General features: G+C 66.5%; 14 protein-coding genes. 8 read left to right on the forward strand and 6 right to left on the reverse strand.

The window, feature by feature from the left end; genetic code table 11:
• Positions 1–2 precede the first annotated feature (2 nt).
• Together ACW9UL_RS09850 and ACW9UL_RS09855 are read right to left on the reverse strand one after the other, a co-directional pair.
• Positions 3–809: an FAD binding domain-containing protein gene (locus tag ACW9UL_RS09850; protein ID WP_457790468.1), complete on the reverse strand. Its 807-nt coding sequence runs from the start codon at positions 807–809 to the stop codon at positions 3–5.
• A complete protein-coding gene (locus tag ACW9UL_RS09855; protein WP_457790470.1) occupies positions 806–3,808 on the reverse strand; it encodes a xanthine dehydrogenase family protein molybdopterin-binding subunit in 3,003 nt (1,000 codons plus the stop codon). Before ACW9UL_RS09855 ends, ACW9UL_RS09850 begins: the two co-directional genes overlap by 4 nt.
• Before the next feature lie 972 nt (positions 3,809–4,780).
• On the opposite strand from ACW9UL_RS09855, the gene brnQ reads away from it, so the two are divergent.
• The 3 genes from brnQ to ACW9UL_RS09870 all read left to right on the forward strand — a co-directional run bounded on the left by brnQ (position 4,781) and on the right by ACW9UL_RS09870 (position 7,319).
• Positions 4,781–6,094 carry a branched-chain amino acid transport system II carrier protein gene (gene brnQ, locus ACW9UL_RS09860; RefSeq protein WP_457790471.1) on the forward strand — a complete coding sequence of 438 codons (1,314 nt, stop codon included), beginning with the start codon at positions 4,781–4,783 and terminating at the stop codon, positions 6,092–6,094.
• Between the two features lie 101 nt (positions 6,095–6,195).
• Positions 6,196–6,930, forward strand: a complete 735-nt coding sequence (locus tag ACW9UL_RS09865; protein ID WP_122107742.1) for a DUF599 domain-containing protein — start codon at positions 6,196–6,198, stop codon at positions 6,928–6,930.
• Positions 6,927–7,319, forward strand: coding sequence for an MAPEG family protein (locus ACW9UL_RS09870; protein WP_457790473.1), 393 nt, complete (start codon positions 6,927–6,929; stop codon positions 7,317–7,319). Before ACW9UL_RS09865 ends, ACW9UL_RS09870 begins: the two co-directional genes overlap by 4 nt.
• Before the next feature lie 44 nt (positions 7,320–7,363).
• Here the strand turns inward: ACW9UL_RS09870 and ACW9UL_RS09875 are convergent, their stop codons facing one another.
• Positions 7,364–7,654, reverse strand: a complete 291-nt coding sequence (locus tag ACW9UL_RS09875) for a hypothetical protein (RefSeq protein WP_457790475.1) — start codon at positions 7,652–7,654, stop codon at positions 7,364–7,366.
• 172 nt (positions 7,655–7,826) lie between these two features.
• Between ACW9UL_RS09875 and ACW9UL_RS09880 the strand changes: the two genes are divergently transcribed.
• The 5 genes from ACW9UL_RS09880 to ACW9UL_RS09900 all read left to right on the forward strand — a co-directional run bounded on the left by ACW9UL_RS09880 (position 7,827) and on the right by ACW9UL_RS09900 (position 13,100).
• Positions 7,827–8,306 (forward strand): PaaI family thioesterase, encoded by a 480-nt coding sequence (locus tag ACW9UL_RS09880; RefSeq protein ID WP_457790477.1) that lies wholly within the window; start codon positions 7,827–7,829, stop codon positions 8,304–8,306.
• Positions 8,303–8,749, forward strand: coding sequence for a PaaI family thioesterase (locus ACW9UL_RS09885; RefSeq protein ID WP_021442493.1), 447 nt, complete (start codon positions 8,303–8,305; stop codon positions 8,747–8,749). Before ACW9UL_RS09880 ends, ACW9UL_RS09885 begins: the two co-directional genes overlap by 4 nt.
• Positions 8,750–8,784: 35 nt before the next feature.
• Entirely contained in the window at positions 8,785–10,032 is a 1,248-nt protein-coding gene (locus tag ACW9UL_RS09890) for an MFS transporter (RefSeq protein ID WP_457790479.1), read from the forward strand.
• A 93-nt stretch (positions 10,033–10,125) separates the two neighbouring features.
• Positions 10,126–12,030: a molecular chaperone HtpG gene (htpG, locus tag ACW9UL_RS09895; protein WP_457790481.1), complete on the forward strand. Its 1,905-nt coding sequence runs from the start codon at positions 10,126–10,128 to the stop codon at positions 12,028–12,030.
• A gap of 281 nt (positions 12,031–12,311) precedes the next feature.
• A complete protein-coding gene (locus ACW9UL_RS09900) occupies positions 12,312–13,100 on the forward strand; it encodes a dienelactone hydrolase family protein (protein WP_397497234.1) in 789 nt (262 codons plus the stop codon).
• 61 nt (positions 13,101–13,161) lie between these two features.
• On the opposite strand, the gene ACW9UL_RS09905 is transcribed toward ACW9UL_RS09900, so the two are convergent.
• The 3 genes from ACW9UL_RS09905 to ACW9UL_RS09915 form a co-directional block, all read right to left on the reverse strand.
• Positions 13,162–13,941, reverse strand: coding sequence for a DUF4394 domain-containing protein (locus tag ACW9UL_RS09905; protein ID WP_457790483.1), 780 nt, complete (start codon positions 13,939–13,941; stop codon positions 13,162–13,164).
• Between the two features lie 164 nt (positions 13,942–14,105).
• Positions 14,106–14,819 carry an anti-sigma factor gene (locus ACW9UL_RS09910; RefSeq protein ID WP_021443400.1) on the reverse strand — a complete coding sequence of 238 codons (714 nt, stop codon included), beginning with the start codon at positions 14,817–14,819 and terminating at the stop codon, positions 14,106–14,108.
• Positions 14,816–15,364, reverse strand: coding sequence for a sigma-70 family RNA polymerase sigma factor (locus ACW9UL_RS09915; RefSeq protein ID WP_122107750.1), 549 nt, complete (start codon positions 15,362–15,364; stop codon positions 14,816–14,818). Before ACW9UL_RS09915 ends, ACW9UL_RS09910 begins: the two co-directional genes overlap by 4 nt.
• Positions 15,365–15,425: the final 61 nt, after the last annotated feature.

The following is a 15,425-nucleotide window of genomic DNA, read 5'->3' on the forward strand; positions in this document are numbered from 1 at the left end:
ATTCAGACTCCTTCGATGAGCCGGTGACCCAGCTCGCGAATCAGTTGCCGGCGGTAGGCCGCGCTGGCGTGCACATCGTCCTGGGCGTCGAGCGACCAGGCGGTTTCGTTGAGCGCGTCGGCCAGCGCCGGGCCGCGCGGCAGGCTGCGCATCACCGGGCGATCGGCGACCCCGCCGACGCCCAGGCGCACCTCGTCGGTGCCGACACAGGCGGCCAGCGAGACGATGGCGAAGTCGCCGTGGCGCATGGCGATTTCCCGGAAGCGGTAGTCGATGCCCTCGCGTTTGAGCGGGAAGCGCACCTCGACGAGCAGTTCGTCGGCGCGTTTGTCGGTGGTGAGAATGCCCTGGAAGAACTCGGCGGCCTTGACCACGCGCCTGCCTTTCTTCGACTCCAAGACGATCTCGCCGCCCAAGGTCACCAGGCACAGCGGCAGCTCGGCGCTGGGGTCGGCGTGCGCCACCGAACCGCACACGGTGCCGCGGTTGCGGGTCTGGAAGTGGCCGATCCAGGGCATCGCCAGGGCCAGCAGCGGCACCTCGTCGAGCAGCGTCGGCCGCGCCAGCAGCTGCGCCTGGCGCACCGCCGCGCCAACCGCCAGGCAGTCCTTGCGCAGCTCGATGTAGTCCAGGTCGGCGACCTGGTTGATGTCGATCAGCAGCTTGGGCTGGGCCAGGCGCATGTTCAGCACCGCCATCAGCGACTGCCCGCCGGCAATGATGCGCGCATCCGCGCCATACTCGGCGAGCAGCTCGAGCACCTGGCGGCGACTCTCGGCGCGGACGTAATCGAAGGCAGCCGGTTTCATTGCGCACCTCCCTTGCCGAGCAGCCTGGCCAACAGCGCACGCAGGCGGGGCCACCAGCCCGCGGCGATCGCCTGGCCACTGACCCGCTGCGACAGGCGGGTGAAAATCTGTCCGATGATCACTTTCGAGGCCCCTTGCATCATGCGGCTGCCGACTGCGGCGACCTTGCCGCTGACGGCGACCTGGTATTGGTATTCCAGGCGCGTGTGGCCGTTCTCCAAGGCGACGAAACGCACCCTGGCGTGGCCCTCGGCCGAGCCCATGGAGCTAGTGCCGGAGCCGGACAGGCGCAACGAATGCGGTGGGGCCAGCTCGCTCAGGGCGACCTTGGCCTCGAAGCGCGCGCGGATCATGCCGACGCCGACGGTGACGTCCGCGCGGTAGCGATTCTCGCCCTGCAGTTCGAGGGCATGGCAGCCGGGGATGATCGCCGCCAGGGTGGCCGGGTCGAGCAGGGTGTCGAACACCTGCTGTGGCGGCGCAGGGATCACCACCGCATCGTTGGCGCGCAGGGCCGAACCAGCGGCCGGCTCTGCGGCGAAACCGTCGTCCTGCTGCATGCCGGCCGGCCGCGGCGGCTCGTCGATGCCGATCAGCGTGCGCACCTTCGAGGGAGTCAGCGGCAGGCGGATGTCGGCGCGGCCGAGGGCATCGGCCACGGCGTTGGCGATGCATACCGGCGTGCTCATGTTGTTGCCCTCGCCGACGCCCTTGGCCCCCAGGGGGGTGAACGGCGAGGGTGTTTCCAGATGCAGGATCACCGGCTCGAGCACTTCCGGGGCAGTGGGCACCAGGTAGTCGGCGAAGGTTCCGGAGAGGAAGCTGCCGTCCTCGCCATAGGCGAACTCCTCCATCAGCGCCGCGCCAAGCCCCTGGGTAAAGCCGCCGCGGATCTGCCCGTCGACCAATGCGGGATTGAGCAGGCGGCCGGCATCGTGGCAGGTCACGTAGCGGTCGATATGAATCGCGCCGGTGACGCGGTCGATCTCCAGGCCACAGATGTCGAAGACGAAGCCGTAGCACAGCGAGCTGTTGATGAGATCGTCGTCGTCCGGCGCCATGAGCTGCGGCGGGCTCCAGAATGCGGTCTCGCGCAGGCCGCCCGGTTCGCCTTGCGGGAGCAGGCCAGGCGTCCAGTGGGTGGCGCCGGCGATGCGGTGAAAGGCTGCGGAAGGACCGCCGTCGGCGACGAAGATCTTGCCGCCTCCGAAGCGGATGTCTGCCGCCTTGGCTTGCAGTTGCGCGGCGGCGATCGCGGCGAGGCGATCGCGCACCTTCAGCGCGGCCTGGTAGACCACCCCGGCCACCGCGCCGGCGAAGCGACTGGAATAGTTGCCCGAGGCGATCGACCAGGCATCCTTCTGAGTGTCCAGTTCGACGTTGACTACTATCGATTCCAGCGCCACACCGAGCACATCGGCGACTATCTGCGCCACCGCGGTCTGGTGCCCCTGGCCCTGGGGCGTCGAGGAGACGTGCACGCTGACGTCGCCGAGCGGGCCGACGTTGATGGTCGCCGTGCTCACCGCACCGTTCTTCGGCCCGGCCTTGCGCCGTTCCTCGGGCGTCATCGCGGCGGTGATGTAGCCCATGTTGGAGATCGACGGCTCGATCACCGCGGCATAGCCGATGCCGTACAGCCGACCTTCGCCGCGCGCCTGCTCGCGGCGGCGCAACAGTTCGTCGAGACCGCCGTCCCTGACCGCCAAATCGATGCCGGCCTGGTAATTGCCGGAATCCAGCAGGGCGCCGGCCGCGGCCCGGTAGGGGAAGGCGTCGGCCGGTACCAGGTTGCGGCGGATCACCTCCAGCGGATCGAGATCCAGCTGCACGGCGATATGCTGCAGCAGACGCTCCAGGGCGAAGTACACCTGCGGGCCGCCGAAGCCCCGGTTGAGGCCGGTGGGGGTCTTGTTGGTCAGCACCACGCGGTTGCGCACCAGCAGGTTGCGAATCGCATAGGCGCCCGTGAGGTTGCCGTGCATGCGATAGAAGGTGGCCGGTTCCGGTGCGCGCAGGTAGGCGCCGCAGTCGTCGATCTGGTCATAACGCAGGGCGGTGATGCGACCGTCGGCCTGCACCGCCGCCTCGATCTCGGTGACCCGATTGGTCGCGGAGGACGCGCCCTGCAGATGCTCGAGGCGGTCTTCGACCCATTTCACCGGGGCTCCGACCTTGCGTGCCGCCAGCCCCATCATCACCACGTAGGGGAACACGCCCTGTTTGATCCCGAAGCTGCCGCCGGAGTCTTTCGGCGTGCGCAGACGCAGGCGGTTGCTCGGCACGTTGAGCGCGCGGGCCATCACCGTGTGCAGCGCATAGGGGCCCTGGAAGTTGGCCAGCACATCGTAGATGCCGGTGGCGCGTTCGTACTGGGCAAGCACCACGTAGCATTCGATGGGGGTGCAGGAGCTGCGCGGAAAGCGCACCTTCAACGATACTCGGTGCGGCGCCTGCGCGAAGGCCTGTTCCGGTTCGCCGTAGCGGAAATGCCGCTCGTTGACCACGTTGCTGCCGACTGCCTCATGCAGCACCGGCGCCTGTTCGGTGGTGGCGGCTTCCGGGTCGATGATCGGCGGCAGCGGCTCATAGTCGACACGTACGCCTTCCAGGGCGTCTTCGGCCAGGTAACGGCTCTCGGCGATCACGACCGCCACTGGCTCGCCGACGTAGCGCACCTTGTCCACGGCGATGCACCAATGCTCCATCGGCTGACGCACGCCGACCGGGAATGGCAGGGCCCACCGCTTGACGTCCTCACCGATGAGTACGCCGTGCACGCCTTTCATCAGCAGCGCTTTGGAGAAGTCCACGGCGGTGATGCGGGCATGGGGATGGGGGGAACGGACGATGGCCGCGTGCAGGGTACCGGGCGCGGTGGCTGCATCGTCGGCATAGCAGCCCAGGCCACGCAGCAATGCAGCATCCTCGACACGGGTCTGACGAGCGCCGATATGGCCGCTGTGCTGGGTAACGGGGTCAGGCTGATATAGGTTCATCACTACTTCTCGCGTTTATCGCTGTGCGCGATTGACTCGTAGTGAAGAGTAGGGATCCCGGGCTGCCGGCCGCCTTGCCCGGGCCGATGAATATCTGCCCGGCCGTCCGCTGGCTTGCCTTTCAGTCTGACGGAGTGAGGATGGCGGCGTTCTTCCGGACGCGCTTTGGGATGGGCAATGCTGCTTGGGCCGCCTCGGTGGGTCGTCGAGCGTTCACCTGGATCACCTTGGTGTCCACCGGGATGGCGGACGGATCCACAAGGGCGGTTCTGGTTGCAGCAGGCGCTGGACAGCTGCTCGTGGGCCGGTGCCGCTGCGAGCGGTCATCTTCGCGGTGACCACTTCGCACCAGGGCTGGCGGGTACGCCGATGGCAATCGGCATGGCGACATTCAGCGGCAAGCCGCAGCGATACGGGGTGGCTGCGGTGTTTCCTCTTGGGCCCGCTGACGGCCAGGCCGTCAGCGTTCGCCCCAGTGTGTCAGACGATGGTCAAGGTGACGTCGATGTTGCNGCCTTCGTTGACTCTGCGCAAAAAGGCCACCTTCGGGTGGCCTTTTTGTTTGGGCCTGTTCCTGGCGCCTGTCGATGTTGCGAAAGAGCGGATTTATCCGCGAAGCTCGTCGCGAAATCGCGAAATCGCGAAATCGCGAAATCGCGAAATCGCGAATACAGCGGAACGCCGCCCGTTCGCTCCTACAGGAAGGCAGGCGGGGCAGGGCAGGGCAGTTGTCGCCGGAGCCGTGCAACTGTCGGGCATGCGACAGGGAGTTACGCCAGTTCGACAGCTCGTCCGGCAACTGTGCTGCTAACGAGCAAGTTTCGTTAGTATCGCAACTATCCGGTGTCCATGGCGCCACAAGCGCCTGGCGATGCCTGCAGTGGTTCGAGCCAAACGCTCGGGCGACGTTTCCCCGATCCCTGAAGGAAACCTCCGCAACTCTTCGATTTCCTGCTTGTGGTATTCCCCTTTATGACTCGTTTGCAAGGCTCGGACCTCCTGGCCCTCGGCTTCATGACATTCGCGCTGTTCCTCGGCGCCGGCAACATCATCTTTCCGCCCAGCGCCGGTCTGGCGGCGGGGGAGAACCTGCTGCCGGCGGCGCTGGGCTTTCTACTCACCGGCGTCGGCCTGCCGCTGCTTACCGTGGTCGCCCTGGCCCGCGTCGGCGGCGGCATGGAGCGCCTGACCGCGCCCATCGGCAAGCTCGCCGGCGCCATTCTGGCGGTGGCGGTGTACCTGGCCATCGGCCCGCTGTTCGCCACCCCGCGTACCGCCGTGGTGTCCTTCGAGATGGGCGTGGCGCCCTTCACCGGTAACGACGGCCTGTCGCTGCTGCTCTATACCCTGGCCTATTTCGCCGCGGTGCTGTTCCTCTCGCTGAACCCCGGGCAGCTGGTCGACCGCATCGGCAAGTACATCACCCCAGTGCTGCTGGCGGCATTGCTGGTGCTGGGCGGCGCGGCGCTGCTGGCGCCGGCCGGCGAGATCGGCACGGTAGCCGACAGCTACCGCGAGGCGCCGCTGGTGCAGGGCTTCCTGCAGGGCTACCTGACCATGGATACCCTCGGCGCGCTGGTGTTCGGCATCGTCATCGCCAGCGCCATCCGCGACCGCGGCGTCAGCGACGCCGGCCTGATCACCCGTTACTCGGTGATTGCCGGAGTGATCGCCGCCATCGGCCTGTCGCTGGTCTATCTGGCGCTGTTCTACCTCGGCGCCACCAGCCAGGGCATCGCCGGCGACGCGCAGAACGGCGTGCAGGTGCTGACCACCTACGTGCAGCACACCTTTGGCACCCCCGGCAGCCTGCTGTTGGCGGTGGTCATCACCCTGGCCTGCCTGACCACCGCGGTGGGCCTGTTGACCGCCTGCGGCGAGTTCTTCAGCAACCTGCTGCCGGTGTCCTACCGCAGCGTGGTGATCGTCTTCGGCCTGTTCAGCCTGGGGGTGGCCAACCAGGGCCTGACCCAGCTGATCAGCGTCTCGGTGCCGGTGCTGGTGGGCCTGTATCCGCTGGCCATCGTGCTGGTGGCGCTGAGTCTGGCCAATCGCCTGTGGGTCTCCCAGTCCCTGGTGTTCGTGCCGGTGATGGCGGTGACCCTGGTGTTCGGCCTGGCCGACGGCATCGCCGCGGCGGGCTGGGGCGAGCAGGTGCCGGCCTGGTTCGGCCAACTGCCGCTGGCCGATCAGAGCCTGGGCTGGCTGCTGCCGGTGCTGGTGACCCTGGTGCTGGTCGCGGCGCTCGACCGGCTGCTGGCCCTGCGCCAGCCGGCTGTGGCCTGAGTCGCCAACGCCATGAGAGGCCGCCCATGAGGCGGCCTTTTTCTTGGGCAACCCCAGGGGGGGCCTGGCTATAATCGCCGCCAGTCCTACAAGGAGTTGGCATGCCCATCAGCGATTATTACTTGCCCCATCTACTGGCTGCGCTCTGGTTCGTCGTCTGCTGGGCCGGCTACACCCGCTATGCGCTGTGGAAGGGCCGCGCCACGCCTTGCCTGGCCAGCGTGTTGCACCTGTACCGGGAAGACTGGATGCGCCGCATGCTGTTGCGCGACAACCGCATCGCCGACGCCAACGTGATCGGCAACCTGGAGCGCAACGCCTCCTTCTTCGCCTCCAGCACCCTGATCATCCTCGCCGGCATCCTCACCGTGCTCGGCGCCTCCGACCGCGCGCTGTCGCTGCTGGCCGACCTGCCGTTCGTGCAACCGGCCAGCCGCGAGCTGTCGGAGGTCAAGCTGCTGTGCCTGGGGGTGGTGTTCGTCTACGCCTTCTTCACCTTCAGCTGGTGCATGCGCCAGTACAACTTCGCCGCGGTGCTGGTCGGTTCGGCGCCCATGGTCGGCGAACGGCACGTCACCGAGCAGGAGCGCAAGGCCTTCGCCGAGCGCACCGCGCGGGTCATCTCGATGGCCGCCAACCAGTTCAACCAGGGGCTGCGCGCCTACTACTTCGGCATGGCGACCCTGGCCTGGTTCATCAACCCCTGGTTCTTCATGCTGGTCAGCGCCGGCGTGGTGCTGGTGCTGTATCGCCGCGAATTCCACTCGGATGTGCTGGAAGTGATGGTCTACACCCCAACGCCGGCCGCCGAAGTGGCCAAGGAGAAGAGCGAATGAGTCTGCCGTTCTGGTGCGTCTTCATCAGCGCCCTGCTGATTTTCATCGCCAAGGCCCCGGTGGCCAAGGCGATGGCCGAGGAGGGTGACGGGCGCTACGACAACCGTCATCCGCGTACCCAGCAGAACCGCCTGACGGGCTTCGGCGCGCGCGCCCTGGCTGCCCACCAGAACAGTTTCGAGGCCTTCCCGCTGTTCGCCGTCGGCGTGTTGATGGCCCACGTCACCCAGACCTACGGGGTGCTGGTGGATGTGCTGGCGGTGACCTTCGTGGTCAGTCGGGTGCTGTACCTACTGTGCTATTGGTACGACCTGCACTGGCAGCGCAGCCTGATCTGGGTGGTCGGCTTGCTGTGCAGTCTGTTGCTGATGCTCAGCCCGGCGCTGTAAAAGAAAAAGGCCCGCATTGGCGGGCCTTTTTCGTTGCTCGGGCCTTACTGGCCTTCGACGGCGTCCTTGGCTTCGTCGCCGGCCTCTTCGATGGCATCGGCGGCGTCTTCGGCGGCGTCCTGAATTTTTTCGCCAGTGGTCGGCTCGGTGCCCATCACTTCGTCGGCTTTCTGTTCGATGGCGTCACCGGTTTCCTTGGCGGCGTCGCCCAGGTTTTCCATGGCTTCAGAGGCTGACTCCTTGGCCGACTCCATCTTGTCTTCCGGGGTCTTCTCGCAGGCGGCGAGACCCAGGGTAGCGGCAAGCAGCAGGGCATAAGTCAGGGGTTTGTTCACGGTCGGCACTCCATGTGTGGAAGTTGTAGGCGGCTGGGGTGATCCCATGCGCACCCCGTTGGAGCGAGCGGACGCGCTTAAGTTCCCGGTGCGTCTCGCCGGCCTTGGCCGGGTGGGGCCGCGAGGCGTTATCATGCGCGGCCTTTTCCCGTGAAGCAGTAGGGTCGTAGTGATGAGCGAGCAGTCGATTCAGGCGCGGGCGCAGCGGTTTCTCGCCGCCTTGCGTCATTGTCAGGTGCTGGGCATGCGCGTGGAGGCGGCCGACAGCCAGGGACTGACCCTGCGTCTGCCGTACAGCGCGCATATCGTCGGCAACCCGGACAGCGGCGTGATCCACGGCGGCGCCATTACCACGCTGATGGACACCACCTGCGGCATCTCCACCGTCTGCGTGCTGCCGGAGTTCGAGATCTGCCCGACTCTGGACCTGCGCATCGACTACATGCACCCGGCCGAGCCCGGCAAGGACGTGTTCGGTTTCGCCGAGTGCTACCGGGTTACCCCCAACGTCATCTTCACTCGCGGTTACGCCTACCAGGACGATCCCGAGCAGCCCATCGCCCACGTGGTCGGCGCCTTCATGCGTATGGGCAAGGCCGTACAGGGTGGCGGCGAGCTGAAGCAGAACATCCAGCAGGGCGGTGCGGCATGAGCGAACTGAACCTGGAGCAACTGGTGGCCCGCGCCCACCAGCAGAACGACTACGACCCGCTGATCAACCTGATCCCCTACGCCAAGCTGCTCGGCATCGAGTGCCTGCGCCTGGGCGAGGACATGGTGTTTCGCCTGCCGGCCAACCGCGACTGCATCGGCAACCCGGTGCTGCCGGCGCTGCACGGCGGGGTGATCGCCGGCTTCATGGAACATGCCGCCATGCTCCATCTGCTGATGTTCATGGGCATTCCACATTTGCCGAAAATCATCGACTTCTCGATAGATTACCTGCGCGCCGGTCATTATCGTGACACCTACGCGCAGTGCCAGGTCTGGCGCCAGGGCCGGCGGGTCGCCAACGTGGCGATCACCGCCTGGCAGACCACCCAGACCGAGCCGATCGCCACCGCCCGCGCCCATTTCAAGGTCGACGAGCCTTAACGCAGCGCGCCGCAATAACGACAAGGAACCTGTGGATGGATGCGTTGCTGATAATCGGTGGCCTGCTGTTGATGCTGGCCGGTCTGGTCTGGCTGGTGATGCGGGCATTCGCCACCAGCCTGCTGTGGGGCTGGGGCAGCCTGATCCCGCCGCTGACCCTGATCTACCTGCTGCGCCATTGGTCGCGGGCGCGCAGCGCCGTGGCGCTGATCGGCCTGGGGGTGATTCCCCTGGTGGTCGGCCTGACCCTGCTGGCGGCCAAGGATGCCGAGCGCCTGGCGGCGATCATGCGCCTGGACTGGCTCAAGCCCGAGGTACAGGTGCCGGCCGAGCTGGCCATCGAGCTGCGCGGCGAGCTCAACGGCCAGCCGTTCCGCCCGCAGCAGGGCGAGCTGATCGACGGCATGCTCAGCCTGCGCGAGGGCCTGGATTTCTTCGCCCAGCGTGAGCTGAACATCCGCCTGCCCCAGCCGGTCAGCGGCGCGCTGCGCCTCGACGTACTGCCGCAGGACGGCGGCAACCTGCCGGAGGTGGAGCTGAGTTGGCTGCTGCCGGAGCAGGACCTGCCCGAGGCGCGGCGCCTGAGCCGCGGCTATACCCTGCACCTGGACCTGCAGCCGCAGGCGCCGAACCGCCTGGTCGGCGATTTCCACCTGGTGCTGCCGCCGCGCTTCAAGACCAGCCTGAGCGGCCGCGTGGAGCTGTACAGCGACCGCCTGCGTTATGAGGACGGCGAAGTCGACCGCCGTTTCGACTCGCGCGACACCATAGTCCATGTGCTGCATGACTACCTGCAGCGGCGTTTCGCCAGCCGCGACGTGCGCGAGCTGAAACTGCCGCCCTTTACCTTTGACGGTGACGAGCTGGAGTTGCCGGTCGAAGCCTTGATCGACGGGCGCGCCGAGCGTCTGCCGATCCGCCTGAGCAAGCGCGACCAGCAGGGCTGGGCAGTGCTCGGCGATCGCTTTCCACCGCTACCGACCGTGGCTGCGGCGCCGCCGGCCGCGCAGCCCGAGGCGCAGCCGGTGGAGGAGCGCCTCAGCCGGCCGCTCGACCGCCGCCAGCGCTTCAGCCTGGCGCGCCTGCAGCGCAACCCCGAGCAGTACCGCAACCTCAGCATGCGCCTGAGCAAGGCCAGCGGCGGCACGGTGGAGGGGCGCTTCGTCGGCATCGACGCCGACGGCAGCATCCGCCTCAACCAGCAGCTGGGCAGCGGCGCCGGCCAGGCCAGCTTCAGCTTCAAGCCGCAGGAAATCGGCCGCCTCGAATTGCTCGAGCCCTGATTCCGCCAAGCCCTTGAAATCCATCGCACTGCCCCCACCTGTAGGACATCCGCCGCGTTAGTGGCTTAGTCCTGCATGTGGAGTTAGACGACCATGAGTGTGGAAACTCAAAAAGAAACCCTGGGCTTCCAGACCGAGGTGAAGCAGCTGCTACACCTGATGATCCATTCGCTGTACTCGAACAAGGAAATCTTCCTGCGCGAGCTGATTTCCAACGCCTCCGATGCCGCCGACAAGCTGCGCTTCGAGGCGCTGGCCAAGCCCGAGCTGCTCGAAGGCGGCGCCGAGCTGAAAATTCGCCTGAGCTTCGACAAGGACGCCAAGACCGTCACCCTCGAAGACAACGGCATCGGCATGAGCCGCGAGGAAGTCATCGCGCATCTGGGCACCATCGCCAAGTCCGGTACCGCCGACTTCCTCAAGAACCTCTCCGGCGATCAGAAGAAGGATTCGCACCTGATCGGTCAGTTCGGTGTGGGCTTCTATTCGGCCTTTATCGTCGCCGACAAGGTGGACGTCTTCACCCGTCGTGCCGGCCTGTCGGCCGCCGAGGGCGTGCACTGGTCGAGCAAGGGCGAGGGCGAGTTCGAGGTCGCCACCATCGACAAGGCCGAGCGCGGTACCCGCATCGTCCTGCACCTCAAAAGCGGCGAGGAAGAGTTCGCCGACGGCTGGCGCCTGCGCAATATCGTCAAGAAGTACTCCGACCATATCGCCCTGCCCATCGAGCTGCCGAAAGAGCATTACGGCGAAGACAAGGACAAGCCGGCCGAGCCGGAGTGGGAAACCGTCAACCGCGCCAGCGCGCTGTGGACCCGCCCGCGCACCGAGGTCAAGGACGAGGAATACCAGGAGTTCTACAAGCACGTCGCCCACGACTTCGAGAACCCGCTGAGCTGGAGCCACAACAAGGTCGAGGGCAAGCTGGAATACAGCTCGCTGCTCTACGTGCCGGGCCGCGCGCCGTTCGACCTGTACCACCGCGAAGCGCCCAAGGGCCTCAAGCTCTACGTGCAGCGCGTGTTCATCATGGACCAGGCCGACGAGTTCCTGCCGCTGTACCTGCGTTTCATCAAGGGCGTGGTGGATTCCAACGACCTGTCGCTGAACGTGTCGCGCGAGATCCTGCAGAAGGATCCGGTGATCGACTCGATGAAGTCGGCGCTGACCAAGCGCGTGCTGGACATGCTGGAGAAGCTGGCCAAGGACAAGCCGGAGGACTACAAGACCTTCTGGAAGGCCTTCGGCCAGGTGCTCAAGGAAGGCCCGGCGGAAGACTTCGCCAACAAGGAGAAGATCGCCGGCCTGTTGCGCTTCGCCTCCACCGCAGGCGAGGGCGACGAGCAGTCGGTGTCGCTGGCCGACTACCTGGGTCGGGTCAAGGAAGGTCAGGACAAGATCTACTACCTGACCGGTGAATCCTACGCGCAGATCAAGAACAGCCCGCACCTGGAGGTGTTCCGCAAGAAGGGCATCGAGGTGCTGCTGCTCACCGACCGCATCGACGAGTGGCTGATGAGCTACCTGACCGAGTTCGACGGCAAGCAGTTCGTCGACGTGGCCCGTGGCGACCTGGACCTGGGCAAGCTGGACTCGGAAGAGGACAAGAAGGCCCAGGAAGAAGTGGCCAAGGCCAAGGAAGGGCTGATCGAGCGTCTGAAAGGCGCGCTGGGCGAGCAGGTCAAGGAAGTGCGCGTGTCGCATCGCCTGACCGACTCGCCGGCGATCCTCGCCATCGGCGAGCAGGACCTGGGTCTGCAGATGCGCCAGATCCTCGAGGCCAGCGGGCAGAAGGTGCCGGAATCCAAGCCGATCTTCGAGTTCAACCCCGGCCATCCGCTGATCGAGCGTCTGGATGCCGAGGCCGACGAGGACCGCTTCGTCGACCTGTCGCACATCCTCTTCGACCAGGCCGCGCTGGCCGCCGGCGACAGCCTGAAGGATCCGGCCGCCTACGTGCAGCGCTTGAACAAGCTGCTGGTGGAGCTGTCCGCCTGACTGGCCAAGCAGTAGAAAAGCCCGCTTCGGCGGGCTTTTTTTATGGTTCTGCGCATTTTTGCGCAAAGGGTAAGCGTGACAAACGAGCCAGTGCTGCGATGGCGCAAGCTCGCGCTCCGCTCCCGCCAGGCGCTAGCTCCAGCTCCTGCGGATCAAGGCACGCTGGACCGAGTTGCACGCACTCTGACACGTCCTGTGTAAAACCCGTGCGCCAGCGGCTTGGTCATCGCCGGTTGCAGGACTATGTTTAGGGGCCAACCCTTGCGAAGGAAGGCCTCGCCATGCAGAAGAAGACACTGGTTCCCCTGTTGTGCGCCGCATTCGCCGGTCTTGCCGACGCGGCTGTCGTGACCAAGACGATTGCCTACGAGATCGAAGGCGAAGCCTTCGAAGGCGTGCTGGTATACGACGACTCGGTGACCACGCCGCGTCCGGGGCTGCTCGCCGTGCCCAACTGGATGGGGGTGAACGAGGACACCGTGGCCAAGGCCGCCCGTGCTGCAGGCGACAAGTACGTGGTGTTCGTCGCCGACATGTACGGCAAGTCGATTCGTCCGAGCAACGCCGAAGAAGCGGGTGCCGCGGCCACTGCCGTGCGCGCCGATCGCCCGCTGATGCGCAAGCGCGCCCAGGCGGCGGTCGAGGTGCTCAAGGCGCAGAGCGGTGAGGTGGCGCTGGATCTCGACAAGCTCGGCGCCATCGGCTTCTGCTTCGGTGGCGGCACGGTGCTGGAGCTCGCGCGTTCGGGCGCGCCGCTCAAGGGCTTCGTGTCCTTCCACGGCAACCTGGACACGCCCAACCCGAGTGATGCGAAGAACATCCAGGCGCCGGTGCTGGTGCTGCACGGTGCCGATGATCCGGCCGTGCCGCAGGCTCAGGTCGACGGCTTCATCGCCGAAATGAAGGCGGCCAAGACCGACTGGCAACTGGTCAGCTACGGTGGCGCGGTGCACTCGTTCACCAATCCCAAGGCCAACGTGCCGGGACGCAACGAATATCATCCGGTGGTGGCTGCGCGGGCCTTCAAGGCGATGAATGATCTGTTCGACGAGGTCTTCGCCGAGCAGTGACCGCGGGTTTACCACGCGTTGAACGAAAGGCTGCGCCCAGTGGGCGCAGCCTTTTTTCATCTTACTTCGCGGGCAGTACGGCGATATCGATGATGCCGTCCGGCAGGTCGGCGATGTCGCCCAGGGTGGTCGGCTTGCCGCTGGCCAGATCGAGCTGATGCAGGGTCTTGCCGGTCAGCACGAAGGCCGTGTTGCCACCCTTGCCATCGCTGGCGATGTCCATGGCGGCCGCCGCGAGGCCATCGGCGACCTTGCCGACCAGTTGCTGCACGCCGTCGTTCGGCGGGTTCTGCAGCATCAGGCTGGCGCTGGCCAGGTCGATGTTGTATAGCGCGGTGCTCTGCGTGCCCGCATAGGCGTTGGTGTAGGCACCGGCGACCACCTTGGGCTGCTGGCCGGCGTAGGGGCCGTCGGTGGCATAGGCGAGCTTGCCGTCCACGGCCACTTCACCAGTATCGACATTCACCCGCAGGCTGGTGCCGTCCGGGCCGAGCAGGCGCAGGCGGTCGGCCACCGGGTTGAAGTCGACCACGGCCTGGCCGCTGCCAGCCAGCGCGGTTTGCAGTTTGCTGCCCGCAGTCGCCTGACCGCTGGCGGCGTCGAGGGTGTAGAGCTGATCGGCGCCGCTCAAGGCATAGAGCTGGCCGCTGGCCGGGCGCACATCCAGGCCGCGCAGGTCGCTGGCGCCGCTGACCGCCATGCTGCCGGTGACCTTGAGGCTGGCGACATCGACCTTGTACAGCGTGCCATCGGCGCCCAGTGCGAGCAGTTCGGTAGCGCTGGCGGCACCTGTGCCCAGGGTCAGCAGGCCGGCGGTGCAGAGGGTAGTGATGCGTTTCATGTGGGTTCCTCGTGAAGGTTTCAGCATCGAGACGAAACCGGCTGGCCGGTTTCGCAGGTGCCTCGACGAAACACCTGTGAGCTATACCCGCGAGGAATGCAGCTGGATGTCGGCGGCGGAAATTTTTTCAAGCGGCTTGCCGACCGAGCGGCCGGCAAGCCCTGTCAGTTGGCGCTGGCCAGCACGGCTCGACCGATATAGAGCACCGGGCCGCTAGGGCGGTCGTAGGGCGAGCCACCGGCCGGTTCCAGCGTCAGCTCGAACAGCTGGCCGGCCTGCACGGCGCCGATCTGTTCGGCGGGCAGGCGCAGCGGCTTGCCGGCCTCGACCAGGCCCAGCGAGCGCGGGCCTTCGGCCGGATCGATCAGCGTCCAGAACTGCAGGGCGCGGCCTTCCGGCACCTGGTCGGCGACCAGCGGATCGAGCAGCAGCGTGCCATCGCTGCCGACCTGGATGACCCAACCCGGCTTGGCCGCTTCGCCCGGTTGCTGCAGCACCACGGTGTAGCGTTCGCCGGCGATGTCCGGACTGCGCAGGATCGGCAGCAGCACGGCGACCAGCAGGGCAACGGCCAGTGTGGCGGCGGTCAGGCGCCAGGTCAGCAGGCTGTTCCACCAGTTGGCCAGGGCGCTCGGGCGTGGCTCATCATGCAGGCCCAGGCTTCGGCGGATACGCACCCAGAGTGCCGGGGAGGGCGCCTGGCTGGGCAGCCGGTCGCTCAGTTCGAGAAAGTGGCGCTCCCAGTCCAGGGCCATGCGCGCAGCGTCTTCGTCGTGCTCCAGCAGTTGGCGCACCTCGTCGGCCTCGGCGCCGTCGAGCAGGCCGAGCAGGTACTCGCCGATCAGGGCGCGACGTTCTTCGGGGTCGTGCGGAATCATGCTTGCAGACACTCCTGCAGCGCGCGCAGGCCGGCGCGGATACGGCCCTTGATGGTGCCCAGCGGGGTGCTCAGGCGGCTGGCGATCTGCTCGTGGGTCAGGCCACGGTAGAAGGCCAGCAGAATCGGATGGCGGCGTGGCCTTTCCAGGCGTTGCAGGCAACTACGCAGCAGGCGCCGCTCGGATTGCTGCAGCGCCTGCGCCTCGGCCTGCGGGCTGTCGTCCAGCACGCGCTCGATGAAGTCATCGTCTACCTCGACCTGTCGCCCGCCGCTGCGCAGGGCGTTGAGCACGCGGTAGCGCAGGATGCTGTGCACCCAGGCGCGACCGCTGCCCAGTTCGCGTCGATAACGCGCGGCGTGTTGCCAGATGCGCACGAAGGCATCGTGCAGGCAATCCTCGGCTATATCGCGGCGGCCCAGCATGCTGATGGCCAGGCCGAGCAGTTGCCCGGCCTCCTGTCGGTAGAGCGCCTGGAAGGCGCGCTCGTCGCCGCGCGCGCAGGCTTCCAGGGTGCTGTCGTAGTCGAAGTCGCGATCCGCCATGGGGCATCCGTTGGCCTGGTTCAGTCCGCCCGCAGCTTATACCCGCCGGCGGCGTCAGCGG

The sequence above is a fragment of the Pseudomonas sp. PL-6 genome, from assembly GCF_054110165.1.

Bases quoted from the DNA above. Each gene is read 5' to 3' on its own strand.
- ACW9UL_RS09850 (WP_457790468.1), bottom strand. From the start codon at position 809: ATGAAACCGGCTGCCTTCGATTACGTCCGCGCCGAGAGTCGCCGCCAG.
- ACW9UL_RS09855 (WP_457790470.1), bottom strand. From the start codon at position 3,808: ATGAACCTATATCAGCCTGACCCCGTTACCCAGCACAGCGGCCATATC.
- brnQ (WP_457790471.1), top strand. From the start codon at position 4,781: ATGACTCGTTTGCAAGGCTCGGACCTCCTGGCCCTCGGCTTCATGACA.
- ACW9UL_RS09865 (WP_122107742.1), top strand. From the start codon at position 6,196: ATGCCCATCAGCGATTATTACTTGCCCCATCTACTGGCTGCGCTCTGG.
- ACW9UL_RS09870 (WP_457790473.1), top strand. From the start codon at position 6,927: ATGAGTCTGCCGTTCTGGTGCGTCTTCATCAGCGCCCTGCTGATTTTC.
- ACW9UL_RS09880 (WP_457790477.1), top strand. From the start codon at position 7,827: ATGAGCGAGCAGTCGATTCAGGCGCGGGCGCAGCGGTTTCTCGCCGCC.
- ACW9UL_RS09885 (WP_021442493.1), top strand. From the start codon at position 8,303: ATGAGCGAACTGAACCTGGAGCAACTGGTGGCCCGCGCCCACCAGCAG.
- ACW9UL_RS09890 (WP_457790479.1), top strand. From the start codon at position 8,785: ATGGATGCGTTGCTGATAATCGGTGGCCTGCTGTTGATGCTGGCCGGT.
- htpG (WP_457790481.1), top strand. From the start codon at position 10,126: ATGAGTGTGGAAACTCAAAAAGAAACCCTGGGCTTCCAGACCGAGGTG.
- ACW9UL_RS09900 (WP_397497234.1), top strand. From the start codon at position 12,312: ATGCAGAAGAAGACACTGGTTCCCCTGTTGTGCGCCGCATTCGCCGGT.
- ACW9UL_RS09905 (WP_457790483.1), bottom strand. From the start codon at position 13,941: ATGAAACGCATCACTACCCTCTGCACCGCCGGCCTGCTGACCCTGGGC.
- ACW9UL_RS09910 (WP_021443400.1), bottom strand. From the start codon at position 14,819: ATGATTCCGCACGACCCCGAAGAACGTCGCGCCCTGATCGGCGAGTAC.
- ACW9UL_RS09915 (WP_122107750.1), bottom strand. From the start codon at position 15,364: ATGGCGGATCGCGACTTCGACTACGACAGCACCCTGGAAGCCTGCGCG.